This is a genomic window from Aeromonas sp. S8(2024) (assembly GCF_041403085.1).
GTDB lineage: Bacteria > Pseudomonadota > Gammaproteobacteria > Enterobacterales > Aeromonadaceae > Aeromonas > Aeromonas dhakensis.
Genome location: NZ_JBGLRF010000001.1, coordinates 72,403 through 96,022 on the forward strand (window position 1 = coordinate 72,403; position 23,620 = coordinate 96,022).

Below are 23,620 nucleotides of genomic sequence, written 5' to 3' on the forward strand. Positions count from 1 at the left end.
GCGAGAGCCGCTAACACCCGTGGCAAAAAAATGCGACAATGCGCGGCAGTTGAACACATGGTGAGTGAAGAACGATGTCTGCCAAAATCATTGATGGAAAACAGGTTGCGCAAACGATTCGCAATCAGGTCGCAGCGCAAGTCCAACAGCGGTTGGCACAAGGAAAACGGGCGCCGGGTCTGGCGGTGATCCTGGTCGGGGTAGATCCTGCCTCTCAGGTCTATGTCGGCAGCAAGCGGCGTGCCTGTGAAGAGGTGGGCTTTATCTCCCGCTCTTACGATCTGGATGCGACGGCAAGCCAGGAAGAGTTGCTGGCACTGATCGATAAACTGAATGAAGACGCAGACGTTGACGGTATTCTGGTGCAGCTCCCCTTGCCGGCTCACTGCGATACGACTCAGGTATTGGAGCGTATTCGTCCTGACAAGGATGTGGATGGTTTCCACCCCTACAACGTGGGTCGGCTGGCACAGCGTATTCCGGCACTGCGTCCCTGCACGCCCAAGGGCATCATGACCTTGATTGAAACGACCGGGGTCAAGACACACGGCTTGCATGCGGTGGTGGTCGGTGCGTCCAACATCGTTGGCCGGCCGATGACGCTGGAGCTGCTGTTGGCCGGTTGCACTACCACTACCTGCCACCGTTTCACTCAGGATCTGGAAGAGCAGGTTCGCCGTGCCGACCTGCTGGTGGTCGCCGTTGGCAAACCCAATTTCATCCCGGGTGAGTGGGTCAAGCCGGGGGCACTGGTGATCGACGTGGGTATCAATCGGTTGGCGGATGGCTCTTTGGTCGGTGACGTGGAGTTTGAGACTGCCCGCAACCACGCATCCTTCATCACGCCCGTACCGGGTGGAGTAGGCCCCATGACGGTAGCCAGCCTGATGGAAAACACCCTGAGCGCCTGTCAGGACTATCACGACAACGCAAAATGATCTTTGCCTGACTGACCCGCCAGGAGAATGCACTTCTCCTCTGGCTCGCAGCAATAAAAAAACCGGCAAGCCGCAAGGTTGCCGGTTTTTTTATTTATCCAGTTCGACTCTTACATGTTCTGTGCTTCGTTTGGCACAATGACAGAGGCATGATTGCCTTTCGGCCCCTGCTGCAGCTCGAAGTTGACTGCTTGACCTGCTTTCAACGTCTTGTAGCCTTCCATTTGTATCGTGGAGTAGTGGGCGAAAATATCCTCGCCACCTCCTTCCGGACAGATAAACCCAAATCCTTTTGCGTTGTTAAACCACTTGACTGTTCCGGTTGCCATACATCTACATCCTTTTATTGATTACCTTGAAGTCGTTGAGTAACCTGCGCCAGCCCTTTATAACTAGTAACATAGCCCATAGCAGACGGGCGCCGATTAGCAAGTAACCAATCTAGTCTAACTTTTGAGCGAGTCAAGGAGTTGTTAACAACTGATGTGATCTGGTTAACAAGTCTATTGACCAATCTTGTGTTAGGCGGTAGTAATCTAGAGGTACCAAAGCGCGACTATGAGCAAGCAGAAAGAACTCTTTGCTAATGAAGAGATTGCAGAGGCAGAGAAAACCAAGCTGCAACCGCCACCCATGTACAAGGTCGTTCTGAACAACGACGACTACACACCGATGGAGTTCGTGGTGGAGGTGCTGCAAAAGTTCTTTGGTATGGATTTGGACAAGGCCACTCAGGTGATGCTGAGCGTGCATTATAGTGGTAAGGGAGTCTGTGGCACATTCACCGCTGAGATTGCCGAAACCAAAGTGGTCCAGGTCAACACCTATGCACGTAACAACGAACATCCACTGCTCTGTACCATGGAAAAGGCTTGAATCTGATGACTTGATGGCGATGACGACACCACATTGTTGCTGTACTAGGGGAGGTGCCTATGTTGAATAAAGATCTAGAAAAGACGCTGAACGAGGCTTTCAAACTGGCCCGTGACGAGCGCCACGAATTCATGACCGTCGAGCACCTGTTGTTAGCCCTGCTGGATAACAGCTCAGCCAATGAGGCGCTGAGTTCTTGTGGTGCTGACGTGGAGCAGATGCGCAAAGAGATCAGCGCATTCATCAGTCAAACAACCCCGCTTATTCCCCGTGATGATGAAGACCGCGAGACCCAGCCCACACTGGGCTTCCAGCGAGTGCTGCAACGCGCCGTGTTCCACGTTCAGTCCTCCGGCAACACCGAGGTCAGTGGAGCCAACGTGCTGGTTGCCATCTTCAGCGAGCAGGAGTCCCAAGCTGCTTACTTCCTGAAAAAGGCCGAGATCAGCCGGCTGGATGTGGTCAACTTCCTCTCCCATGGGGTACGTAAAGACAGCAAACCGGACAACAGCAACAACAACGTCGAGTCTGACGATGAGGTCTCTGCTGCCCAGATTGAGAGCTTTGCCACCAACCTCAATCAGCTGGTACTGGAAGGGCGTATCGATCCCCTCATCGGGCGCGACCAGGAGCTCAACCGTACGATTCAGGTGCTCTGCCGCCGTCGCAAGAACAACCCCTTGCTGGTGGGCGAAGCCGGGGTGGGCAAGACAGCCATCGCGGAAGGGCTGGCCTATCGTATCGTCAAGGGTGATGTGCCCGAGGTGATTGCGGGCAGTACCATCTACTCCCTGGATATGGGGTCGCTGCTGGCGGGGACCAAATATCGCGGTGACTTCGAGAAGCGCCTCAAGGTGCTGCTCAAGCAGATCGAGCGTCAGGAAGGGGCCATCCTGTTCATCGACGAGATCCACACCATCATTGGGGCGGGGGCTGCCTCCGGTGGTCAGCTGGATGCGGCCAACCTCATCAAGCCACTGCTCTCCAATGGCTTGCTGCGCTGCGTCGGCTCTACCACCTACCAAGAATACTCCCAGATCTTTGAAAAAGACCGCGCCCTGGCGCGTCGCTTCCAGAAGATCGACATCGTCGAGCCCAGCGTGGATGACACTACCCGCATCCTGATGGGCCTCAAGAGCCGCTATGAGGCGCACCACGGGGTACGTTACACCGTCAAGGCCATCCGTGCCGCGGTGGAGCTCTCCGCCAAGTACATCAATGACCGCCACCTGCCGGACAAGGCGATCGACGTGATCGACGAGGCCGGGGCGGGTCAACGCTTGCTGCCGGTGAGCAAGCGCAAGAAAGTGATCAATGTGCAGGAGATCGAAACCATTGTCGCCAAGATTGCCCGCATCCCGGAGAAATCAGTCTCCTCTTCCGACAAGGAAGTGCTGAAGAATCTGGAGCGCAATCTCAAGATGGTGGTCTTTGGTCAAGACAAAGCCATCGAGGTGCTGACAGACTCCATTCGCCTCTCCCGCTCGGGGCTGGGCAACGAGCGTCGCCCAGTGGGCTGCTTCCTGTTTGCCGGCCCGACCGGGGTAGGCAAGACCGAGGTCACCCAGCAGCTCGGCAAGGCGCTTGGCGTCGAGGTGCTGCGCTTTGATATGTCCGAGTACATGGAGCGCCACACCGTTTCTCGCCTGATCGGGGCGCCTCCCGGTTATGTGGGGTTCGAGCAGGGGGGCCTGCTGACCGACTCTGTTCTCAAGCATCCGCACTCAGTGGTGCTGCTGGACGAGATCGAAAAAGCGCATCCGGACGTGTTCAATCTGCTGTTGCAGGTGATGGACAACGGCACCCTGACTGACAACAACGGGCGCAAGGCGGATTTTCGCAACGTGATCTTGGTGATGACCACCAACGCGGGGGTACAGGAGACCCAGCGCAAGTCAATCGGCTTCCAGCAGCAGGATATGAGCCACGATGCTATGGCGGTGATCAACAAGACGTTCAGTCCGGAGTTTCGCAACCGGCTTGATCACATCATCTGGTTCAACCATCTGGACATGCAGATCATCCATCAGGTGGTCGACAAGTTCATCGTCGAGTTGCAGGTTCAGCTGGATGCGAAAGGGGTATCCCTTGAAGTGTCCGAGGGTGTCCGCCACTGGTTGGCCGAGAAAGGATATGACAGGGCCATGGGGGCAAGACCCATGGGGCGGGTTATCCAGGAACACCTCAAGAAACCCCTGGCCAACGAGATCCTGTTCGGGGCGCTGGTCGATGGGGGGGTTGTGAAGGTTGAGTTGATAAATGACAGCCTCAGCTTTGACTATCAGGTCAATGTTGAAGCCGTTTCCCACTAAGCATTGAACAGTTGAAAGACCACAAAAAACCCCAACCGAAAGGTTGGGGTTTTTTGCTGAATTCCTGGCTTAGCGAGAGCGGAAAACAATACGTCCCTTGGAGAGATCGTACGGAGTCAGAGCTACCGTTACTTTGTCTCCAGTCAGGATACGGATGTAGTTTTTGCGCATCTTGCCGGAAATATGAGCGATAACCACGTGACCATTTTCCAGTTCCACACGGAACATGGTATTGGGCAGGGTTTCGAGAATAGTGCCCTGCATCTCAATACTGTCTTCTTTAGCCATTGAATCCTCTTGATAAGCCACAACAAAAATCCGCTGGATCATGCCGGATTTAAGGCTATGTGTAAAGTTTACTCGGGCTTGCTGTCGATATTTTTCCATTCTCCCTGTATCAGACGCTCATGAGGCAGGTACTGGCTCTTGTAATTCATCTTGCGGCACTCCTCCACCAGGTAGCCCAGATACAGCCAGCTGCGGCCGGTACGCCTGGCCAGTTCCAACTGGCTCAGAATGGCAAAGGTACCGAGTGAGCGATCGGCATGGGCCGGGTCGAAGAAGGTGTACATTGCGCTGAGGGAATGGGGCAGCAGATCCGTAGTAGCAACCCCGATCAGCCGATTATCCTTGCGCATTTCCAGATAGAGGGGAGGCATCCAGTCGCAATGGAGAAACCCCTTGTACTGGGTGCGGCTGGGGGGATACATGCTGCCGTCATGGTGGCGTTCGCGAATGTAGCGCTCATAGAGCTGATAGTATTCGGGCTTGTCATCGTAGCTCAGCACCAGCTCGATATCCCGGTTGAGCTGGCGGATCCGCTTCTGGCTGCGGCTGGGCACGAAGCGTTCGCTGTGGATGCGCAGTGACTGGCAGGCATTGCAGGCCGGGCAGTGGGGGCGATAGATGTCGTTGCCACTGCGGCGGAAGCCGGCCGTCAGCAGGCGCTCGTAACCGCTGGCGTTGAGCAGGCTGTGATCCATCAATACCAACAGCTGTTCCTGTTCATGACCCAGATAGCTGCACTGATGCTTGGGGGTCAGTCCTACCTTGAGGATCACTTCTTCGGTCATAGTGTCATGCTCCCCGCCTGCCAGCAGCCGGCCGCCAGTGGTTGCCGACTCAGCTGGGTCAGCGTCGTCAGGAATTTGCTTCTCGGCCACTCCTCTATTCCCATGGTGGCCAGAAAGTCGTTCTGCATCTGGCAATCGATCAGGGCCCCGTCATGCCGGGCAAAGTGCTGGCAGAGGGCTACCATGGCCAGCTTGGCGCCGTTGTCGATGCGACTGAACATGGACTCGCCACAGAACACCCGGCCGAGGGAGAGGCCGTAGAGGCCGGCCTGCAGCCGGCCATCCTGCCAGATCTCGATGGAGTGGGCATGGCCAAGGCGGTGCAGCTGTCGATAGGCGTCGATCATGGGTGTGCTTATCCAGGTTCCACTGGCACTGCGACGGGGGGCGGCGCAGGCCGCTATCACCTCATTAAAGGCGCGATCGATGGAAATATCGAATGGGGTACGGCGGATAAATTTGCGCAGGCTGCGGCCGATGTGCAGTTGCGCCGGCTGCACTACGCCTCTGGGGTCGGGTGACCACCACAGCAGCGGCTGGTGGGGTTCGTTCCACGGGAAGATCCCCTTGTGGTAAGCTGCCAGCAAACGGGCGGGGGAGAGATCGCCACCGATCGCCAGCAGGCCGTTGGGTTCATCCAGGGCGTGCTCGGGGTCGGGAAACCAGCACAGCTCATCATCCAATTGGGTAAGATAGCGAGACATAAGGCAACGAGGTTCATAGATGAAGGCCATTATCCTGATAGTATCCAGCTTGTTCTGCTTTGTCACTGCGCCCGCCTGGGCCCAGGTCTACGAGCGCAATACCGCCAGGCCCGTGAATCAGGTGGTGTTTGGCCAGGTCGAAACGGTGCGCAACATCACCCAGCGTCAGATCCTGGAATCCGAGCGTTCAGGCTGGAAAACCTTGGGCGGCGCCGTGCTGGGTGGTCTGCTTGGCAACCAGTTCGGTGGCGGCCATGGTCGGGAAATCGCCACTGCTGTCGGGGCTCTGGCGGGCGCCGCTGCGGCGCAGCAGTATCAATCCGGCGGCACAGTGGTGGAGAACAAGCTGGTGGAACTGCTCATTCGCAACGAACAGAACGGGCTGATCAACGTCATTCAGGATTACGATCCGGCCATGGTATTCATGAACGGCGATAAGGTGCGCATCCTCTATTTTGACGATGGCGTGCGGGTCGACAAGACCTACTGAGCAGGGCTGTGACATGACGGGAGGTAACAGGAGGGGAACCCGACGTGTGCCCGGGGAGGGGCTGCGGTCGGGCGGTACTACACGACGAGCATCCGGGATGGTGCGATCAGGCCGCTGAGCCTTGAGACACTATCTTGTCACGACCGGTGTTCTTGGCCTGATAGAGCAGGCGATCCGCTTCGCTCAATGCCTCGTCCATGGAGACGCGCCCGACCTGGATCACCCCGAAACTGGCGCGAACGAACAGCGGCGTTTCCCGTGACAGCGGTTGCTGGCGCATCTGCTGGCGCAACCCTTCCAGCCGCTTGAGCAGCACGGGCACGGTGCAGTGAGGCACCATCAGGGCAAACTCCTCGCCGCCAAAGCGGGCGATCATGGCATCGGGGAAGAACTGGGTGAGCAGACGGGTGAGGTGACACAACAGCTGGTCACCGATAGCGTGACCCCAGTGATCGTTGACCTGCTTGAAGTGATCCACATCGAGCACGCACAGTGCAAGCGGCGTCTCCTGGCGCTGGTGTTCCTCGAACCATTTTTGACCCTCGTTGAACCAGTAGCGCCGGTTGTAGAGCCCGGTCAGGTAGTCGCGATTGGCCGACTCCTGGATGCTGTTGAACTGTTCCAGCGCCTCCAGATTGTGGCTGACCCGGCACTGTAGCTCTTCCGGCTCGAACGGCTGGTTGAGGAAGTCGTTGGCACCCTGTTTGAGGTAGCGGGCGGAGAGGCCGCGTTTGTCCGAAACCGAGATCCCGATGATGGCGAGCTGCTGCTTGCTGTAGCGCTCGCGCAACATGCGTACCAGGCTGATCCCGTCAATTTCTGGCATATAGTAGTCGACCAGTACCAGCCGGATGGCCGGGTTCTGTTCGAGCTGGGCCAGCGCTTCACGGGCATGGCTCGCCTCGTGCACCTGCAGCAGTTGCTTGCGCAGCTGGGCCATGGTGCGGTGGCGGGAGGTACGGGAATCATCGACCACCAGTACTTCGATGCGCTGGTTGAGGTAGAGGCGATGGACCAGGCTGACGGCATACTGCAGGGAGTGACGTGAATCTTTCATCACGTAATCGAGCACCCCGGCCTCAAGCCAGGCTTCCCGTTTCTCCTCGCTGATGTCGGCGGTGAGGATCACCACCGGCAGGCCGCGCTCCAGCAATACCTTGACCGCTTCTCCGCTGGGGGCATCCGGTAAGGTGAGATCCACCAGGGCAACCACATACTCTTCTCCCCGACAGTGTCGGGCCCCTTCCAGGGTTTCGAACGCATCGATTTCCAGCCCGGTTTGCTGGGCAATGGCCTGGATCAGCATGCGACGAATAGTCAGACTATCCTCGACAATCAATATTTTCTGTTTCATCCGGCTCCTTAAAGCAAAAAGGCATGCCTTGCGGCATGCCTTTTATATCCCTTGTGCTTATTGCGCGTCCAGATAACGCTCTGCATCGAGGGCGGCCATACAGCCAGTACCGGCGGAGGTGATGGCTTGACGGTAGGTGTGGTCAGCCACGTCACCGGCGGCAAAAACCCCTTCGATACTGGTCTGGGTGGCAAAGCCGTCGAGGCCGCCACGCACCTTAAGATAGCCGTTCTGCATCTCCAGCTGGTCGGCGAAGATCTGGGTGTTGGGCTGGTGACCGATGGCGATGAAGACGCCCATCAGTGGCAGGTCGGTGGTGGTGTCGTTCTGGGTGTTGCGCAGGCGCACACCGGTCACCCCCATGTCGTCACCCAGCACTTCGTCCAGGGTCTGGTGGGTGTGCAGCACGATGTTGCCGCTGGCAACCTTGTCGTGCAGGCGCTTGATCAGGATCTTCTCGGCGCGGAACTCGTCGCGGCGATGGATCAGGTGCACCTTCTTGGCGATGTTGGCCAGATAGAGTGCCTCTTCCACGGCGGTGTTGCCGCCGCCGACCACGGCCACTTCCTGGTTGCGATAGAAGAAGCCGTCACAGGTGGCGCAGGCGGAGACGCCGCGGCCCTTGAAGGCCTCTTCGGAAGGCAGGCCCAGGTACTTGGCGGAGGCACCGGTCGCGATGATCAGTGCATCACAGGTGTATTCGCCGTTGTCGCCCTTGAGGCGGAACGGACGCTGGGTCAGCTCCACTTCATTGATGTGATCGAACAGGATGCGGGTATCGAACTTCTCCGCATGCTCTTTCATGCGCTCCATCAGGGCCGGACCGGTCAGACCCTCGGGGTCACCGGGCCAGTTCTCCACTTCGGTGGTGGTAGTCAGCTGACCGCCTTGCTGCATGCCGGTGATGAGCAGCGGATTGAGGTTGGCACGGGCGGCGTAGACAGCAGCGGTGTAACCAGCCGGGCCGGAGCCCAGGATCAGCAGTTTGCTATGAGTGACTTGGCTCATGATGTGATTTCCGAGACGTGATGAGTTTGCGCGATTGTAGGTAATTCGTGATATGGGGTCAAAGGCCAGTGCGTCGATTGCATCAATCGGCCTCAAGGCCCTTCATGAAGGGGAAGCGCTCTCTTGTCACGGGTTGTTTCTGGCAGTCGTCATGGGCCCGGGCGAGCAATTTCTGGTGGCCCCACGGCCGACAACAAGGGGAGTGGTGCTCGTGCGTCCTGATTGCAGGCACAAGTGAACCGGACCCCGCTCACATGGAGACAAGCTCGCCAGGATTGACAGCTTCTGGCGCAATGGGGCCCGCTGTGGACGGGACGTACATCTATAAGAAGAAGGGAAGCGCGAGGGCGGCAGCCGGCTTGGCGGCCTTGGCTGATCGTTGTGGTGACTCTGCCCTGGCGAAAAGCTCGGCAACACAGGACAAAATAGCAGCAGTGGCAGCGTGATAATCTGCATTGGCAAACTCATTGCCGCTTCCTGCGCCGCTTTGGGCGAAAACGGTATGGTTTCGTGCTGTTAGTTAACGTACACTGGCCAGAACCATGCCTAAGCGGTATTCATGGTTTTTTATTTCTTCAGGTACACCGATAATCATGCTATCCCTCGACTATCGACTGGTGTTTTGTGTTGCGTTCGTTTTCCGCAACATTTGCGCCTAGCATATTCAGGTATTGACAGGATTTGTGACCATAATTATAAAATGACTGGTGATTCTTACCAAAAAATAGCCAAAGGATGGAATAAATGATGGAAGCTAAGAGTCGGCTAAAGGATTTGGACAGGATTGACCGCAACATTCTGAATGAGCTGCAAAAGGATGGCAGAATTTCGAACGTTGAGTTGTCCAAACGTGTTGGCCTGAGTCCCACACCGTGTCTGGAACGGGTTCGTCGCCTCGAGCGACAAGGGTATATCGAAGGATATGCCGCCATTCTGAACCCTCATTATCTGGATGCGTCTCTGCTGGTATTCGTGGAAATCACCCTCAATCGCGGTGCCCCGGATGTATTTGAACAGTTCAATAAGGCTGTTCAGGTGCTCGAAGAGATCCAGGAGTGCCATCTGGTCTCCGGCGATTTCGACTATCTGCTCAAGACCCGAGTCAGCGACATGTCGGCCTACCGCCGCCTGCTGGGGGAAACCCTGCTGCGTCTGCCCGGCGTCAACGACACCCGCACCTACGTGGTGATGGAAGAGGTCAAACAGAGCAGTCGGCTGGTGATCAGCACCCGTTGAGTTGGGTTATGCTGTGGCTTGCCAGCCTTGCGACAAGTCACGACATTCAGAAACGAGCGGCCGGTCCGCTCGTTTCTTCTTATCGTGCCGGTTGTGAATACGGTCGGCACATCGGGCACTGGCTGACAACCGGTGGGCTTTTCAGGGATACTAGGCCCCCTTATCCCCCTGCATTACATGTTTTCAGAAAGGAGCCGGAGTTTGGCCGATAAAAAGCTGTTTACTCCTTTATCAGGTACACAACGGATCTTCGAAGCCGTCTTGATCGCCATCACCCTGATGGCTGCCTATCTCTTGCTTGCCCTGTTGTCCTACCACCCCGCCGATCCCGGTTGGTCCCAGACCTCCTGGCAAGGGGAGGTGAAGAACCTCGCCGGCAGCGCGGGTGCCTGGCTCGCCGATATCACCATGTTTACCTTCGGGGCTTTCTCCTATCTGGTGCCCCCCCTGGTCGTGCTGCTTGGCTGGAGCCTGTTCTGGCGCCCGAGCCGCTTGCTCGATGTGGACTACCTCACCCTGTCGGTGCGCATCGTCGGTTTCATCCTGACCGTGCTCGGCATGTCCGCCATCGCCAGCATGAACTTCAATGATCTGCAGAATTTCTCCGCCGGCGGTCTGGTGGGGGACGTTATCTCCTCCGCCGTGGTGCCGCTGTTTGGCGGCGTCGGGGCCAACCTGCTGCTGCTCTGCTTCGTGGCCACCGGCATCACCCTGTTTACCGGCTGGTCCTGGCTCACCATCGTCGAGCGGATCGGTGCCGCCTGCACTGGCTCGGTCAGCGCCGTTTATCACTTTCCTGCCACCCTGGGCCGCTGGCTCACCGGTGGCTGGCGCCAGCCCCGTTACGAGGGGCCGGATCCCCTGCTGGAAGGGGGCGTGGGTGCCATCGAGCTGGGTGACGACGAGGAGGATGAGCCGCACACCGGCTGGACCCGTCGCCCGAAGGAGAAGGTGGCCGCCAAGGGCCAGAAGGCCAAGTCCGAGGAGTGGCTGCCCGAGCTCGACGAGGATACCTTCCAGTTCGATCCGCAGTTTGACGATGACGAAGATGACGCGCCTGCGCCGGTTACCCGCACCAAGCGGGCCGCCGCGTCCGGCGCCCGTCGTCAGCCCGCGCTGGTGACGGCCGATGACGAGGACGATGATCTCGACTTGCCCTGGGCCGAAGGGGATGAGGAGGCGCCGGTCCCGGCTGCTCCTACTCCTGGCAAGCCCAAGCGCCGTCTGCAACCAGGGCTGCCTCCCTTGCCGAGCATCGAGCTGCTGGACCGTCCGCCCGCCAAGACCCAGATGATGAGCAAGGACGAGCTGGAGCGCATGGGCCGGCTGGTGGAGGCGAAACTCGCCGACTACAACGTGCAGGCCAAGGTGGTGGGCGTCTATCCGGGCCCCGTCATCACCCGTTTCGAGCTGGATCTGGCACCCGGTATGAAGGCGAGCAAGATCACCAACCTCTCCCGCGACTTGGCCCGTTCTCTGTCGGCCAGCAGCGTGCGGGTGGTGGAGGTGATCCCGGGCAAGACTTATGTGGGGATCGAGCTGCCCAACCGGGTGCGTCAGACCGTCTACCTGCGCGAGACCCTCGACTGCGAGGCGTTCTCGGGCAGCCGTAACCCGCTCACCATGGGCCTGGGTCAGGACATCGCCGGCGAACCCGTGGTGGTGAACCTCGCCAAGATGCCCCACCTGCTGGTGGCCGGTACCACAGGTTCCGGCAAGTCGGTGGGGGTGAACACCATGATCATCTCCATGCTCTACAAGTCGACGCCGGACGATCTGCGCTTCATCATGATCGACCCCAAGATGCTGGAGCTGTCGGTCTACGAAGGGATCCCCCATCTGCTGACCGAGGTGGTGACCGACATGAAGGACGCCGCCAATGCCCTGCGCTGGTGCGTGGGCGAGATGGAGCGTCGCTACAAGCTGATGTCGGCGGTCGGGGTGCGCAACCTCAAGGGCTACAACGACAAGGTGCTGGCAGCCATCGAGGAGGGCGACCCCCTGCTGGATCCGCTGTGGCGTCCGGGCGACTCCATGGATCAGATGCCGCCTGAGCTGGAAAAACTGCCCCATATCGTGGTGGTGGTGGACGAGTTTGCCGACATGATGATGATCGTCGGCAAGAAGGTGGAGGAGCTCATCGCCCGTATCGCCCAGAAGGCGCGGGCGGCCGGTATTCACCTCATTCTCGCGACCCAGCGTCCGTCGGTGGATGTGATCACCGGTCTTATCAAGGCCAACATCCCGACCCGTATCTCGTTCCAGGTGTCGAGCAAGATCGACTCCCGTACCATCATCGACCAGGGCGGTGCGGAATCCCTGCTCGGCATGGGCGACATGCTCTACATGCCGGCCGGTACCTCCAACCCGACCCGGGTGCACGGCGCCTTCGTCGATGACCACGAGGTGCACAAGGTGGTGGCGGACTGGAAACTGCGCGGCGAGCCGAACTACATCGAGGAGATCCTCTCCGGTGAGTCGGGCGGCGAGGGCGGCAGCGGCGAATATGGCGGTGGTGACGACGAAGAGCTCGACCCCCTGTTCGACGAGGCGGTGGCCTTCGTGGTGGAGTCGCGCCGTGGTTCCACCTCCAGCGTGCAGCGCAAGTTCAAGATTGGTTACAACCGGGCGGCCCGTCTCATCGAACAGATGGAAAACCAGGGCATCGTCAGCGCCCCGGGCGGCAATGGTCAGCGCGACGTGCTGGCCCCGCCGCCGGTGCGGGACTAAGGCTCACCCCTCTATCATCCTGGCCATGCCCTCTGCGGGCATGGCCTTTTATCGAGATAGCCGTTATGAAAAGCGTGATGAAAAAACAACTCTTGATGGGCACTGTGCTGCTGGTGGCCAGCAGCCAGGCGTGGGCCGATGCGGCCAGCGATCTCAAGCAGAAACTGGCGGGGGTGAGTCTCTTCTCCGCCAAGTTTGCCCAGGTGGTCTATGACAGCAAGGGCAAGGAGCTGCAGCGTGCCGGCGGTACCCTGCTGGTGCAGCGTCCCAACCGTTTCAACTGGCATACCACCACGCCGGACGAGAGCCTGATCGTGGCCGATGGCAAGGATGTCTGGATCTACGATCCTTTCGTCGAGCAGGTGACGGCGCTCAAGCTCAAGGATGCGGTGCTCAACACCCCCTTCGTGCTGATCGCCGGCAACGACGATTCGCTCTGGAAGAACTACGACGTGACCCAGCAGGGGGATGTCTATACCGTCACCAGCCGCAACCAGGACGAGTTGATCGCCTCCTTTCGCATCACCTTCGACCGTCAGAACAACATCAACCGCTTCGACGTGAAAGAGGCCCAGGGGCAGTGGAGCGAGTTCACCCTGAGCAACTTCAACCGCAAGCCGGCGCTCAAGGGCAACGAATTTGTTTTCAAGACGCCTGCGGGGGTCGCACTGGACGATCAGCGCTGATGCGCAAGCAGGCGCTGGCTTTATTGGCAGGCCGCCCGGCAACGGCGGCCTGCACCCTTCCTGACGGTCAATGCAGATGAGCAATTTATCGCTGGATTTCTCGTCGGACTTTCGTCCGCTGGCGGCCCGGATGCGGCCGCAAACCCTCGAGCAGTACATAGGTCAGCAACATATCCTCGGGCCCGACAAACCGCTGCGCAAGGCGATCCTGGCGGGCCACTGCCACTCCATGATCCTGTGGGGCCCTCCTGGCACCGGCAAGACCACGCTGGCAGAACTGGTTGCTCACTACTGCCATGCCGAGGTGGAGCGGCTCTCGGCGGTGACCTCCGGCATCAAGGAGATCCGCGCCGCCATCGACAAGGCCAAGGAGAACAGCTGGCGCGGGGTGCGCACCATCCTCTTCGTGGACGAGGTGCACCGCTTCAACAAGAGCCAGCAGGATGTGTTCCTGCCCCACATCGAAGACGGCACCATCACCTTCATCGGCGCCACCACCGAGAACCCCTCGTTCGAACTCAACAACGCTCTGCTCTCCCGGGCCCGGGTCTATCTGCTCAAACGGCTGGAGGAGCTGGATATCCTCGCCATGATCGATCAGGCGATGCAGGACCCCCGTGGCCTCAATGACCCGAGCCTTGCCTTCGCCCCCGGGGTGAAGGAGGCGCTGGCGAAAGCCGTGGACGGGGATGGGCGCAAGTCCCTCAACTATCTGGAGCTGTTGGCCGACATGGCCGAAATCGACAGTGCCGGGGCGCGGGTGATCGACAGCACATTGCTCGCCGCCGTGGTGGGGGAACACGTGGCCCGTTTCGACAAGGGTGGCGATCACTTCTATGACCTCATCTCGGCGGTGCACAAATCCATTCGCGGCTCGGCGCCGGATGCGGCGCTCTACTGGTATGCCCGCATGGTGAGCGCCGGTTGCGATCCGCTCTATATTGCGCGCCGGCTGCTGGCGATTGCCTCCGAGGATGTGGGCAATGCCGACCCGCGTGCCATGCAGGTCGCCCTGTCGGCTTGGGATTGCTTCCATCGCATCGGACCGGCGGAAGGGGAGCGGGCCATCGCCCAGGCGATCGTCTATCTCGCCTGCGCCCCCAAGAGCAATGCGGTCTACACCGCCTGGAAGGCGGCGCTTCATGATGCCAAGAACCTGCCTGACTTCGAGGTGCCGCCGCACCTGCGCAACGCACCGACCAGGCTGATGAGCGAGCTGGGCTATGGCGCCGAGTATCGCTATGCCCACGACGAGCCGGGCGCCTATGCCGCCGGCGAGCAGTACTTCCCACCTGAGCTGGCTGGCAAGCAGTACTATCAGCCCACCGATCGCGGCCTTGAGAAGCAGATCGGCCAGAAGCTCGACTACCTGCACGAACTGGACAAGCAGAGCCCGCGCCAGCGTGAGAAATAACCGGCCGGGGCAGGGGAGTGGCCGCGCCTCTGCCTGACCAATTCGGGCCGATTGCACGTTAATTGGTCAGCCGATTTGATCCAGGTCGCCATCCCCCGGAAAACAGGGCAAAACGGGCGCAATAGTCCCTGTTCGGGCGGGGGGGCGGTCTGATACACTGCCCCTCTGACCCCGCTTGTCTTGGCCTGGTGCCATCTTCTTGATTTCGAAGGCTTGCTCTTGTTGGCCCGATGCAAAAAGACGACAGGGGTGTGCCAACCGATGTTAACTTCCGGATCTGTTTCCCAGCCCGTCATGATGACTCAGGCCCAGATCCCATTTTAAAAAAGTAGGTAAACCATGCTGGATCCCAAATATCTGCGCAGCGACATCGACGATGCCGCCGCTCGTCTGGCGACACGTGGCTACGCTCTGGACGTAGCGGCTGTCAATGCTCTGGAAGAGAAACGCAAGGATCTGCAGTCCCGTACCCAGGAGCTGCAGGCCGAGCGCAACGCCCGCTCCAAATCCATCGGTGAGGCTGCCCGTCGCGGCGAAGATGTTGCCCCGCTCAAGGCTGAAGTAACCAAGATCAACGAAGAGCTCGAGACCAGCAAGGTCGAGCTGGATGCCCTGCTGGCCGAGCTGAAGACCATCGCCGACGCCATCCCCAACCTGCCGAGCGACACCACTCCGGTCGGTCGTGACGAGAACGACAACGTGGAAGTGCGTCGCTGGGGTACCCCGCGCGAGTTCAGTTTCCAGGTGCGCGATCACATCGATCTGGGTGAAGCGGCCAAGGGCGTTGACTTCAAGAACGGCGTCAAGCTCTCCGGTTCCCGTTTCGTGGTGATGAAGGGCCAGATCGCCCGCCTGCACCGCGCCCTGGCCCAGTTCATGCTGGACCTGCACACCCTGCAGCACGGTTACACCGAGTGCTACGTGCCCTACCTGGTCAACCCGGACAGCCTGTACGGCACTGGTCAGCTGCCCAAGTTCTCTCAGGATCTCTTCAATACCGGCATCGAAGGGGAAGGGGAAGAAGAGGGCAAGGTACGCAAGTTCTCCCTGATCCCGACCTCCGAAGTGCCGCTCACCAACATGGCCCGCGACGAGATCTTCGACGAGCAGGAACTGCCCATCAAGATGACCGCCCACAGCCCCTGCTTCCGCTCCGAAGCGGGCTCCTACGGCCGTGACACCCGCGGTCTCATCCGCATGCACCAGTTCGACAAGGTCGAGATGGTACAGCTGGTGCACCCGGAAAAATCCTGGGACGCGCTGGAAGAGATGGTGGGTCACGCCGAGAAGGTACTGCAACTGCTGGAGCTGCCGTATCGTGTGATGGCACTCTCCACCGGTGACATGGGCTTCTGCGCTGCCAAGACCTACGATCTGGAAGTGTGGCTGCCGGCCCAGAACACCTATCGCGAGATCTCCTCCGTCTCCAACTGCACCGACTTCCAGGCGCGCCGCATGCAGGCTCGCGTGCGCATCGATGGCAAGCCGCAGCTGCTGCACACCCTGAACGGCTCTGGCCTGGCGGTGGGTCGCACCCTGGTGGCGGTGCTGGAGAACTACCAGCAGGAAGATGGCCGCATCGCCATCCCGACTGCGCTGCAATCCTACATGGGCGGCCTGACCCACATCGGGTAAGCGCTCATTGCAGACGACAACGCCATGGCATGCCATGGCGTTGTGCATTCTGGCGCCGGTCAACCGTTTTTATCGTGAATAAATCTGCGTTGCCGGCGTCTCTTTGAACATGTAACACAATTTTATCAAGCATTGCGCAATCGTTTTTGTTAGACTGCGCCGCAATTTCGCAGGACATCTTTTTCTATGGTCTGGATTGATTACGCCATCATCGGCATCGTCGGTTTCTCTGCTCTCATCAGCCTGGTGCGCGGCTTCGTCAAGGAGGCCATGTCTCTCGTCACCTGGTTCGTCGCCTTCTTCATCGCCAGTCATTTCTATCCCGATCTCGCCGTCTATTTCACCTCGTTCAGCGATCCCTTGGTGCGCAATGGCCTGGCCATCGCCGCCTTGTTCGTGGCGACCCTGATCCTGGGCAGCGTGGTCAACTACGTGGTGGGCCTGCTGGTGGACAAGACGGGGCTGTCCGGCACCGACCGGGTGCTCGGCATCTGTTTTGGCGCAATTCGCGGGGTACTGATCGTCAGTGCCCTGCTTTTTTTCATGGATACCTTCACCAGCCTCTCCCAGAGCGACTGGTGGGTGGCATCCAAGCTGGTGCCCGAGTTCAAGCCGGTCATCCAGTGGTTCTTCGGGTTCATGCTGAACTCATCGAGTTTTCTTAAACAGGTATAGTGACTTCGAGGTAGCAAAGACATGTGTGGTATTGTCGGTATAGTTGGCACCACCCCCGTCAATCAGGCCCTCTACGACGCCTTGACGGTGTTGCAGCACAGGGGACAGGATGCCGCCGGGATCGTGACCATTGACAGTGGAAACTTCCGGCAACGCAAGGCCAACGGCCTGGTGAAGGACGTGTTTGAAGTGCGTCACATGCAGCGCCTGAAAGGGCATATCGGCATAGGACATGTCAGATATCCCACCGCAGGCAGCTCCAGTGCCGCTGAAGCCCAGCCTTTTTACGTGAACTCTCCCTACGGCATGGTGCTGGCCCACAACGGCAACCTCACCAACGCCAAGGAGCTCAAGGAGCAGCAGTTCAAGGTGGCCCGTCGCCACATCAACACCACCTCGGATTCCGAAGTGCTGCTGAACGTGCTGGCCCACGAGCTGGATCGCTGCGACAAGATGGCCCTGCAACCGGAGGATATCTTCGCTGCGGTGCGCAAGGTGCATCAGCAGATCCGCGGCGCCTATGCGGTGGTCTCCCTGGTGATCGGCCACGGCCTCATCGGTTTTCGCGACCCCAACGGCATTCGCCCGCTGATCCTGGGTCGCCGGGTCGACGAGCAGGGGCAGGTGGAGTACATGCTCGCCTCCGAGAGCGTGGCGCTCGATGCCATCGGTTTCGAGACGGTGCGCGACATCGCCCCGGGCGAGGCCATCTACATCACCGAGCAGGGCCAGCTCTTCTCCGAGCAGTGTGCGGAGAACCCGCAGATGAGCTCCTGCATCTTCGAGTACGTCTACTTCGCTCGCCCTGATTCGTGCATCGACAAGGTGTCGGTCTATGCCGCCCGCCTCAACATGGGTCGCAAGCTGGGTCAGAAGATCGCCCGCGAATGGGAAGAACTCGACGTGGACGTGGTCATCCCCATCCCCGAGACCTCCTGCGATGTGGCGCTGGAGATCGCCCACACCCTGGATCTGCCGTACCGTCAGGGCTTCGTGAAGAACCGCTACATCGGCCGTACCTTCATCATGCCGGGCCAGACCCAGCGCAAGAAGTCGGTGCGTCGCAAGCTCAACGCCATCAGCTCCGAGTTCAAGGGCAAGAAGGTGTTGCTGGTGGACGACAGCATAGTGCGCGGTACCACCTCCGAGCAGATCATCCAGATGGCCCGTGAAGCGGGGGCGGCCAAGGTTTACTTCGCCTCGGCGGCACCGGAAATTCGCTTCCCCAACGTCTACGGCATCGACATGCCCACCGCCAACGAGCTGATCGCCCACGGCCGGGAAGTGGAAGAGGTATGCAAGCTGATTGGCGCCGACGGCCTCATCTTCCAGGATCTGGAAGATCTGGAAGCGGCGGTGCGGGAGATCAACCCCGAGCTGCGTCACTTCGAGACTTCGGTGTTCAACGGCCACTACGTCACTTCCGACGTGGATCAGTCCTACCTCGACCACCTCAACGCCATGCGCAGCGATGACAACAAGGCGGTGCGCGAGTGGCAGGAAGGCACCAGCAACCTGGAAATTTTTAACGAAGGCAGTTAAACGTTTTCCACGTTGAGGTGTTGCAACGAGATGGGGGCCAAGGCCCCCATTGTTGTTTCCGCTTGCCGAAAAGGGCCCTGCATCTGCTTGAAAAAACAGCGTTTGTCCCCGCAGCTATGGGCAGTGGCGGCGGGATCCGCTAGCATGGGCCGCCGCCGTATCAACCCGACCAGACGAGAGTTCAGATGGATGACCTGCTAGCCCCCGTGCGCCAGTTTTTGCACTGCGAGACCCCGGATGCGTGGATCGAGATGGCGCGGGATCCCGCCCAGCTGCCGACCCTGCTCATCGATCACGCCAACTGTGAGAACAAGGCTGCGCTCACCGCCCACAGCCTGGTGCGCCGCTACTGCCTGCCCAAGGGCAAGCGACATCTGTTGCCCAAGCTGGAGTTCTATCGGGAGCTGGACGCCATTCCGGAGAAGGCCGAGATCTTGGGCAAGCGGACCATGGGAGAGACCGATCGCACCGTGTTCGAGGAGCTCTCTCGCAATCCGCTGCTGTTTCCCATGGTGCGCCTCATTCAGGAGGAGCTGCACCACTTCGAGCAGGTGCTGGAGCTGATGGCCGCCCGCGACATCCCCTACGGCCCGGTGACCGCCTCCCGCTACGCGCGCAACCTGATGCAGCACGTGCGCACCCACGAGCCCGCCACCATAGTCGACAAGCTGATCATCGGCGCCTATATCGAGGCGCGCTCCTGCGAGCGTTTTGCCAAGCTGGCACCCCATCTGGACGAGGAGCTGGGTCGCTTTTACGTCTCCCTGCTGCGCTCAGAGGCGCGCCACTATCAGGATTATCTGGCGCTGGCCGAGCAATATGCGGGGGAGGACATCAGCGAGCGGGTGGCCTTCTTCGGCCAGGTGGAGGCGGAGCTGATCCGCTCGCCGGATCCGCAGTTCAGGTTCCATAGCGGTCTTCCTGTCAGATCTGACAGTTGTTGACGCGAAGGGGGCTGCCTACCATTGCAGCGTTCCTACTACGAGCGACGCATTTACTTTTGAGCGCAATTCCCGGCCCCTGAGCCGGGATTTTTTTGTCTCATTTTCGGGGCGGCGGGAAAGAGCCGGCGGCAGGCCGCCGGGCAGGGCTCAGCGGCGGTATTCGTTGTCGTAGTTCTGGATGAGGCGGCGGGTCACCTCGTGCTGGGGATCGGCGAACACCTTGAGGGTCTTGCCGCGCTCCACCACCCGCCCTTCGTGCATCACCAGCACCTCGTCGCTGATGTGGCTCACCACCCCCAGATCGTTGGCCACCAGCACATAGCTGAGCCCCATGGTCTCCTGCATCTCCAGCAGCAGGTTGATGATCTGGGAGCGCACCGAGATATCCAGGGTAGAGAGCGCCTCGTCGGCCACCACTATCTTGGGGTTGAGGATCAGCGCCCGCGCCAGCGCCACCCGTTGCTGCTGGCCGGCGGAGAGCATCTGCGGGTAGAAGAGGGCGTGATCCGCCAGCATGCCCACCATGCGCAGGGTCTGTATCACCTTGTCGCGGCGCTCCTCCTCGGTCATCTCGGTGTTGAGGCGCAGCGGCGTCTCCAGGATCTGGCCGACCCGGATCTTGCGATTGAGGGAGGAGTTGGGGTCCTGGAAGATCATCCGCAGCAGCTTGCAGCGGGTCTGATAGTCGCCGTGGATCATCGGCTGCCCCTCGATGGCGATCTCGCCACCGCTCGGCTCTATCATGCCCGCCAGAATGCGGGCCAGGGTGCTCTTGCCGGAGCCGGCCTCGCCGACGATGGCCAGGGTCTGGCCCACCTCGAGATCAAAGGAGAGCGGCTTGATGGCTTCCACCGCCCGGCGTCGAAACAGGCCGGTGCGGTTCTGATAGGTCTTGCACAGGCCCCTGACCTGCAGCAGAGAGGGTTCGATCACTGTCCTGACTCCTTGGTGACAGGGCTCGCTGTCACGCACTGATACGAAATTGACGTCACTTCTTGGGCTCTTCCATGTTCAACGGGAAGTGGCAGCTGAACTGGTGCCCCTTGATCTTGCTCATCAGCGGCGTCTGCACGCACTGCTTCTGGGCGTAGGGGCAGCGGGGGCCGAGCCGGCAACCGATGGGCAGGTGCTGCAGCGGCGGAATGACGCCGGGCAGGGTCTCGAGGCGCGACTTGTGGCGCACCAGCTTGTCAAAGTCGGGGATCGACTTGAGCAGCGCATCGGTATAGGGGTGGTGCGGGGTCTCCAGGATCTGCTCCCGGGTGCCCACCTCCACCATCTGGCCGCAATACATCACGTTGATGGTGTCGGTCAGGTTGGCGATGGCGGCTATGTCGTTGCTGATGATGAGGATGGTGGTGTTGCCCAGCTTGTTCATCTTGTCCAGCAGCCGCAGGATCTGGGAATGGGTGGTGGACTCCATGGCGCTGGTGGGCTCGTCCGCCACCAGCAGGCGCGGCTGGTTGGCGATGGCCATGGCGATCATCACCTTCTGGCACATGCCGTCCGACAGCTCGTGAGGGTAGGCCCGCATCACCTTGCGGTGATCCTTGACGCCGACCCGGTGCAGCAAGGCGATGGCCTTCTTCTTGCGCCACTGGAAGCGCTGCCAGAACTGCCCCTCGAAGGAGTCGGTCGGGATCGCCTCTTCCAGCTGGGTGCCGATCTCCTCGGAGGGGTCGAGACAGCTGATGGGGTCCTGGAAGATCATGGCGATCTCGCGGCCCATGATGCGGCGCCGCTCGCGGGGGGCCATGGTCAGCAGGTCCATGTCGTTGAAGCGCATCCGGTCGGCGCGCACCGTCCAGTTGTCCTTCTGGATGCCGACGATCACCTTGGCCACCAGGCTCTTGCCGGAGCCGGATTCCCCCACCAGGCCGCGGATCTCCCCCTCGGCCAGGGTCAGGCTCACCTTGTCCACCGCCTTGACCTTGCCCTGCGGGGTGTCGATCTCGATGGTGAGGTTGCGTATGTCGAGCAGCGGCATCAGTCATTCCCCTCTTTGAGCGCTTCGCGAATGCCTTCGCCAACCAGCGATGGGTTGACCTGCACGCCGTACAGGAATTGGCGGGGGACAAGGGTGAGCATGCCTATCTTGGGCACAGAGCATTGCATCAGTCATTCCCTTCTTTGAGTGCTTCGCGAATGCCTTCACCAACCAGGTTGGTCACCAGCACGCTGAACAGGATGGCCATGCCCGGCAGGGTCACGGTCCAGGGGGCGAGATAGATGAGATCGCTGGAGTCCGCCAGCATGGCGCCCCATTCCGGTTGCGGTGACTGGGCGCCGAGGCCGAGAAAGCCCACCGCCGAGATGTCGAGGATGGCCGCCGACAGGGTGCGGGTAGTCTGGGCCACCAGGGTTTCGACGATGTTCGGCAAAATGGCGAGGCGCATGATCCGCAAGGGGGGCGAGCCGTCGAGCCGGCTGGCGATGATGTACTCCTTCTGCATCTCGGTATGGACTGCGTTGTAGGTGGCCCGGATGAAGGGAGGGATCAGCGCCAGGGTGATGGCGATCAGGGTGTTGAACAGACCCGGCCCCAGGATGGCGACCATGATGATGGCCAGCAGCAGGGAGGGGATGGAGAGCAGGGTATCGAGCAGGTGGTGCAGCACGCTCGACTTGAGCCCCTTGCTCATGCCGCCGAGGATGCCGATGGCGGTGCCCACCACCATGGCGATCACCACCACCAGCAGGGCGTTGCCAAAGGTGAGCCTGGCGCCCACCACCAGCCGGGAGAGGATGTCGCGGCCCAGATCGTCGGTGCCGAGGAAGTAGTCGATGTTGCCACTGTTGGCCCAGGAGGGGGCCAGCAGCAGGCGGGAGCTGTGCTGCTCGTCGATGCCGTAGGGCACCACCAGCGGGCCGAGCAGGGTGATCAGCAGCAGGATCACGAAGCACCAGAGCCCTGCCATCGCCAGCGGATTGCGGCGATAGGAGGCCCAGGTCTGCTCCAGCGGCGAGAGGATCTTGAGCTCGGGGTAGAGGCTAGTCTTGTCTTGCATAGGATTCCTGGCTCCGGGTCATGCCATGAGCACGTTCAGTCTTGTTTTGCATAGAGTTCTTTGCGCCGCGCCGGGTAGATGATGGTGGTGAGCAGCTCGGTGCTGACGCTGATGAAGATGACGAAGCTGGCCACCACCAGGGTGGCGCCGCGGATGGCGGCGTAGTCCTGCAGGGCGATGCTGTTGATGAGCCAGCGGCCGATGCCGTGCCACTCGAACACCACCTCGGTGATCATGGCGGAGGTGAGCACGCTGCCCAGCTGCAGGCCCAGCAGCGGCAGCACCGGCGGCAGGGCATTCTTGAGACCGTGGCGCCAGACGATCTGGCGGCGGGAGAGACCGCGGCTGGCCGCCGCCTTGATGTAGTTCTGCTTCATCACGTCGATGAGGGAGCTGCGCACGTGGCGGATCACCTCGGTAGTGGGCACCACCGCCAGCACCAGCGAGGGCAGGATCAGGTGGCGCAGGGCGTCGTGCAGGGCGGCCTGGCGCCAGGGCTCGTGGCTCATCAAGACGTCGATGAGGGCGATGCCGGTGATGGAGGGCACGTCATAGAGCAGGCTGATCTGGCCGGAGGCGGGCAGCCAGCCCAGCTCCAGCGAGAAGAACATCACCACCAGCAGCGCCAGCCAGAACACTGGCACCGCGTAACCGATGAGGCCGGCGGTCATGATGGTGAGATCGAGCGGCTTGCCCTGGGAGAGGGCCGCCAGGGTGCCGAGCGGAATGCCCACCAGCAGCGAGATGGCGAAGGCCGCCCCGCAGAGGATCAGGGTGGCGGGGAAGTAGTGACGGATCTCGTCCAGCACCGGCAGGCCGGAGACGCTGGAGAGCCCCAGATCCCCGTCCAGAATGCGGTGCAGGAAGTCGGGGTAACCGCTCCAGAAGCTGGCCTGCTGGCCGATGAGGCGCACGTCCAGCAGGTAGGCGACGAAGGTCAGCGCCAGCAGGGTGATGAGCAGCAGATTGATGCGACGCAGGATATAGAGAAACAT

General features: G+C 60.3%; 23 protein-coding genes. 12 read left to right on the plus strand and 11 right to left on the minus strand.

What is annotated here, in order from left to right:
- Positions 1-74 precede the first annotated feature (74 nt).
- Entirely contained in the window at positions 75-938 is an 864-nt protein-coding gene (gene folD / locus ACB031_RS00320; RefSeq protein ID WP_005300012.1) for a bifunctional methylenetetrahydrofolate dehydrogenase/methenyltetrahydrofolate cyclohydrolase FolD, read from the plus strand.
- A gap of 110 nt (positions 939-1,048) precedes the next feature.
- On the opposite strand, the gene cspD is transcribed toward folD, so the two are convergent.
- Positions 1,049-1,267 (minus strand): cold shock-like protein CspD, encoded by a 219-nt coding sequence (gene cspD, locus ACB031_RS00325; RefSeq protein WP_005300025.1) that lies wholly within the window; start codon positions 1,265-1,267, stop codon positions 1,049-1,051.
- A 229-nt stretch (positions 1,268-1,496) separates the two neighbouring features.
- On the opposite strand from cspD, the gene clpS reads away from it, so the two are divergent.
- Together clpS and clpA are read left to right on the plus strand one after the other, a co-directional pair.
- The gene (clpS, locus tag ACB031_RS00330; protein WP_005300028.1) at positions 1,497-1,814 is read left to right on the plus strand and encodes an ATP-dependent Clp protease adapter ClpS; all 318 of its coding nucleotides are present in this window, start codon (positions 1,497-1,499) and stop codon (positions 1,812-1,814) included.
- Positions 1,815-1,873: 59 nt separating this feature from the next.
- Complete coding sequence (gene clpA / locus ACB031_RS00335; protein ID WP_017787132.1) at positions 1,874-4,126, plus strand: ATP-dependent Clp protease ATP-binding subunit ClpA; 2,253 nt, start codon at positions 1,874-1,876, stop codon at positions 4,124-4,126.
- A gap of 69 nt (positions 4,127-4,195) precedes the next feature.
- Here the strand turns inward: clpA and infA are convergent, their stop codons facing one another.
- The 3 genes from infA to aat form a co-directional block, all read right to left on the minus strand.
- Complete coding sequence (infA, locus tag ACB031_RS00340) at positions 4,196-4,414, minus strand: translation initiation factor IF-1 (protein ID WP_005300033.1); 219 nt, start codon at positions 4,412-4,414, stop codon at positions 4,196-4,198.
- 68 nt (positions 4,415-4,482) lie between these two features.
- Positions 4,483-5,199, minus strand: coding sequence for an arginyltransferase (locus ACB031_RS00345; RefSeq protein ID WP_005300035.1), 717 nt, complete (start codon positions 5,197-5,199; stop codon positions 4,483-4,485).
- Complete coding sequence (gene aat / locus ACB031_RS00350) at positions 5,196-5,903, minus strand: leucyl/phenylalanyl-tRNA--protein transferase (protein ID WP_274437133.1); 708 nt, start codon at positions 5,901-5,903, stop codon at positions 5,196-5,198. The genes ACB031_RS00345 and aat overlap by 4 nt, the downstream gene beginning before the upstream one ends.
- 19 nt (positions 5,904-5,922) lie before the next feature.
- Here aat and ACB031_RS00355 point away from each other — a divergent pair, with 19 nt between their 5' ends.
- Entirely contained in the window at positions 5,923-6,393 is a 471-nt protein-coding gene (locus tag ACB031_RS00355; RefSeq protein WP_017765515.1) for a glycine zipper 2TM domain-containing protein, read from the plus strand.
- A gap of 106 nt (positions 6,394-6,499) precedes the next feature.
- Here ACB031_RS00355 and ACB031_RS00360 read toward each other — a convergent pair whose 3' ends face one another.
- Entirely contained in the window at positions 6,500-7,747 is a 1,248-nt protein-coding gene (locus tag ACB031_RS00360) for a diguanylate cyclase (RefSeq protein WP_017779995.1), read from the minus strand.
- A 57-nt stretch (positions 7,748-7,804) separates the two neighbouring features.
- Positions 7,805-8,755, minus strand: coding sequence for a thioredoxin-disulfide reductase (trxB, locus tag ACB031_RS00365; protein WP_054545048.1), 951 nt, complete (start codon positions 8,753-8,755; stop codon positions 7,805-7,807).
- 744 nt (positions 8,756-9,499) lie between these two features.
- Here trxB and lrp point away from each other — a divergent pair.
- The 8 genes from lrp (at position 9,500) to ACB031_RS00405 (ending at position 19,617) form a co-directional block, all read left to right on the plus strand.
- The gene (lrp, locus tag ACB031_RS00370) at positions 9,500-9,991 is read left to right on the plus strand and encodes a leucine-responsive transcriptional regulator Lrp (RefSeq protein WP_005300047.1); all 492 of its coding nucleotides are present in this window, start codon (positions 9,500-9,502) and stop codon (positions 9,989-9,991) included.
- Between the two features lie 201 nt (positions 9,992-10,192).
- On the plus strand, positions 10,193-12,721 hold the full coding sequence (locus tag ACB031_RS00375) for a DNA translocase FtsK 4TM domain-containing protein (RefSeq protein ID WP_371138795.1): 2,529 nt from the start codon (positions 10,193-10,195) through the stop codon (positions 12,719-12,721).
- Between the two features lie 77 nt (positions 12,722-12,798).
- Positions 12,799-13,407 carry an outer membrane lipoprotein chaperone LolA gene (gene lolA / locus ACB031_RS00380; RefSeq protein ID WP_041207241.1) on the plus strand — a complete coding sequence of 203 codons (609 nt, stop codon included), beginning with the start codon at positions 12,799-12,801 and terminating at the stop codon, positions 13,405-13,407.
- A gap of 70 nt (positions 13,408-13,477) precedes the next feature.
- A complete protein-coding gene (locus tag ACB031_RS00385; RefSeq protein ID WP_054545047.1) occupies positions 13,478-14,821 on the plus strand; it encodes a replication-associated recombination protein A in 1,344 nt (447 codons plus the stop codon).
- A 339-nt stretch (positions 14,822-15,160) separates the two neighbouring features.
- Complete coding sequence (gene serS / locus ACB031_RS00390) at positions 15,161-16,456, plus strand: serine--tRNA ligase (protein ID WP_017782742.1); 1,296 nt, start codon at positions 15,161-15,163, stop codon at positions 16,454-16,456.
- Positions 16,457-16,642: 186 nt separating this feature from the next.
- Complete coding sequence (locus ACB031_RS00395) at positions 16,643-17,131, plus strand: CvpA family protein (protein ID WP_005300057.1); 489 nt, start codon at positions 16,643-16,645, stop codon at positions 17,129-17,131.
- 21 nt (positions 17,132-17,152) lie between these two features.
- Entirely contained in the window at positions 17,153-18,673 is a 1,521-nt protein-coding gene (gene purF, locus ACB031_RS00400) for an amidophosphoribosyltransferase (protein WP_279461051.1), read from the plus strand.
- Between the two features lie 185 nt (positions 18,674-18,858).
- Positions 18,859-19,617, plus strand: coding sequence for a tRNA-(ms[2]io[6]A)-hydroxylase (locus tag ACB031_RS00405; protein WP_005300062.1), 759 nt, complete (start codon positions 18,859-18,861; stop codon positions 19,615-19,617).
- Positions 19,618-19,764: 147 nt separating this feature from the next.
- Here ACB031_RS00405 and ACB031_RS00410 read toward each other — a convergent pair whose 3' ends face one another.
- Genes ACB031_RS00410 through ACB031_RS00430 form a run of 5 tightly spaced genes read right to left on the minus strand, consistent with a single transcriptional unit; the run spans position 19,765 to position 23,620 of the window.
- On the minus strand, positions 19,765-20,550 hold the full coding sequence (locus tag ACB031_RS00410; RefSeq protein ID WP_005300064.1) for an ATP-binding cassette domain-containing protein: 786 nt from the start codon (positions 20,548-20,550) through the stop codon (positions 19,765-19,767).
- A gap of 55 nt (positions 20,551-20,605) precedes the next feature.
- Positions 20,606-21,604 carry an oligopeptide/dipeptide ABC transporter ATP-binding protein gene (locus ACB031_RS00415; RefSeq protein ID WP_005300065.1) on the minus strand — a complete coding sequence of 333 codons (999 nt, stop codon included), beginning with the start codon at positions 21,602-21,604 and terminating at the stop codon, positions 20,606-20,608.
- Positions 21,604-21,732: a hypothetical protein gene (locus ACB031_RS00420; protein ID WP_005300067.1), complete on the minus strand. Its 129-nt coding sequence runs from the start codon at positions 21,730-21,732 to the stop codon at positions 21,604-21,606. The genes ACB031_RS00415 and ACB031_RS00420 overlap by 1 nt, the downstream gene beginning before the upstream one ends.
- On the minus strand, positions 21,732-22,625 hold the full coding sequence (locus ACB031_RS00425) for an ABC transporter permease subunit (protein WP_005300069.1): 894 nt from the start codon (positions 22,623-22,625) through the stop codon (positions 21,732-21,734). The genes ACB031_RS00420 and ACB031_RS00425 overlap by 1 nt, the downstream gene beginning before the upstream one ends.
- A 35-nt stretch (positions 22,626-22,660) precedes the next feature.
- Positions 22,661-23,620, minus strand: a complete 960-nt coding sequence (locus ACB031_RS00430; RefSeq protein WP_371138796.1) for an ABC transporter permease — start codon at positions 23,618-23,620, stop codon at positions 22,661-22,663.

What these genes read in the sequence shown, in the direction of transcription:
- ACB031_RS00355 (WP_017765515.1), top strand. Translation starts at nt 5,923, where the DNA reads ATGAAGGCCATTATCCTGATAGTATCCAGCTTGTTCTGCTTTGTCACT.
- folD (WP_005300012.1), top strand. Translation starts at nt 75, where the DNA reads ATGTCTGCCAAAATCATTGATGGAAAACAGGTTGCGCAAACGATTCGC.
- cspD (WP_005300025.1), bottom strand. Translation starts at nt 1,267, where the DNA reads ATGGCAACCGGAACAGTCAAGTGGTTTAACAACGCAAAAGGATTTGGG.
- aat (WP_274437133.1), bottom strand. Translation starts at nt 5,903, where the DNA reads ATGTCTCGCTATCTTACCCAATTGGATGATGAGCTGTGCTGGTTTCCC.
- ACB031_RS00360 (WP_017779995.1), bottom strand. Translation starts at nt 7,747, where the DNA reads ATGAAACAGAAAATATTGATTGTCGAGGATAGTCTGACTATTCGTCGC.
- lrp (WP_005300047.1), top strand. Translation starts at nt 9,500, where the DNA reads ATGATGGAAGCTAAGAGTCGGCTAAAGGATTTGGACAGGATTGACCGC.
- ACB031_RS00345 (WP_005300035.1), bottom strand. Translation starts at nt 5,199, where the DNA reads ATGACCGAAGAAGTGATCCTCAAGGTAGGACTGACCCCCAAGCATCAG.
- clpS (WP_005300028.1), top strand. Translation starts at nt 1,497, where the DNA reads ATGAGCAAGCAGAAAGAACTCTTTGCTAATGAAGAGATTGCAGAGGCA.
- ACB031_RS00415 (WP_005300065.1), bottom strand. Translation starts at nt 21,604, where the DNA reads ATGCCGCTGCTCGACATACGCAACCTCACCATCGAGATCGACACCCCG.
- ACB031_RS00425 (WP_005300069.1), bottom strand. Translation starts at nt 22,625, where the DNA reads ATGCAAGACAAGACTAGCCTCTACCCCGAGCTCAAGATCCTCTCGCCG.
- ACB031_RS00420 (WP_005300067.1), bottom strand. Translation starts at nt 21,732, where the DNA reads ATGCAATGCTCTGTGCCCAAGATAGGCATGCTCACCCTTGTCCCCCGC.
- ACB031_RS00405 (WP_005300062.1), top strand. Translation starts at nt 18,859, where the DNA reads ATGGATGACCTGCTAGCCCCCGTGCGCCAGTTTTTGCACTGCGAGACC.
- trxB (WP_054545048.1), bottom strand. Translation starts at nt 8,755, where the DNA reads ATGAGCCAAGTCACTCATAGCAAACTGCTGATCCTGGGCTCCGGCCCG.
- ACB031_RS00430 (WP_371138796.1), bottom strand. Translation starts at nt 23,620, where the DNA reads ATGTTTCTCTATATCCTGCGTCGCATCAATCTGCTGCTCATCACCCTG.
- clpA (WP_017787132.1), top strand. Translation starts at nt 1,874, where the DNA reads ATGTTGAATAAAGATCTAGAAAAGACGCTGAACGAGGCTTTCAAACTG.
- serS (WP_017782742.1), top strand. Translation starts at nt 15,161, where the DNA reads ATGCTGGATCCCAAATATCTGCGCAGCGACATCGACGATGCCGCCGCT.
- ACB031_RS00385 (WP_054545047.1), top strand. Translation starts at nt 13,478, where the DNA reads ATGCAGATGAGCAATTTATCGCTGGATTTCTCGTCGGACTTTCGTCCG.
- ACB031_RS00395 (WP_005300057.1), top strand. Translation starts at nt 16,643, where the DNA reads ATGGTCTGGATTGATTACGCCATCATCGGCATCGTCGGTTTCTCTGCT.
- lolA (WP_041207241.1), top strand. Translation starts at nt 12,799, where the DNA reads ATGAAAAAACAACTCTTGATGGGCACTGTGCTGCTGGTGGCCAGCAGC.
- purF (WP_279461051.1), top strand. Translation starts at nt 17,153, where the DNA reads ATGTGTGGTATTGTCGGTATAGTTGGCACCACCCCCGTCAATCAGGCC.
- infA (WP_005300033.1), bottom strand. Translation starts at nt 4,414, where the DNA reads ATGGCTAAAGAAGACAGTATTGAGATGCAGGGCACTATTCTCGAAACC.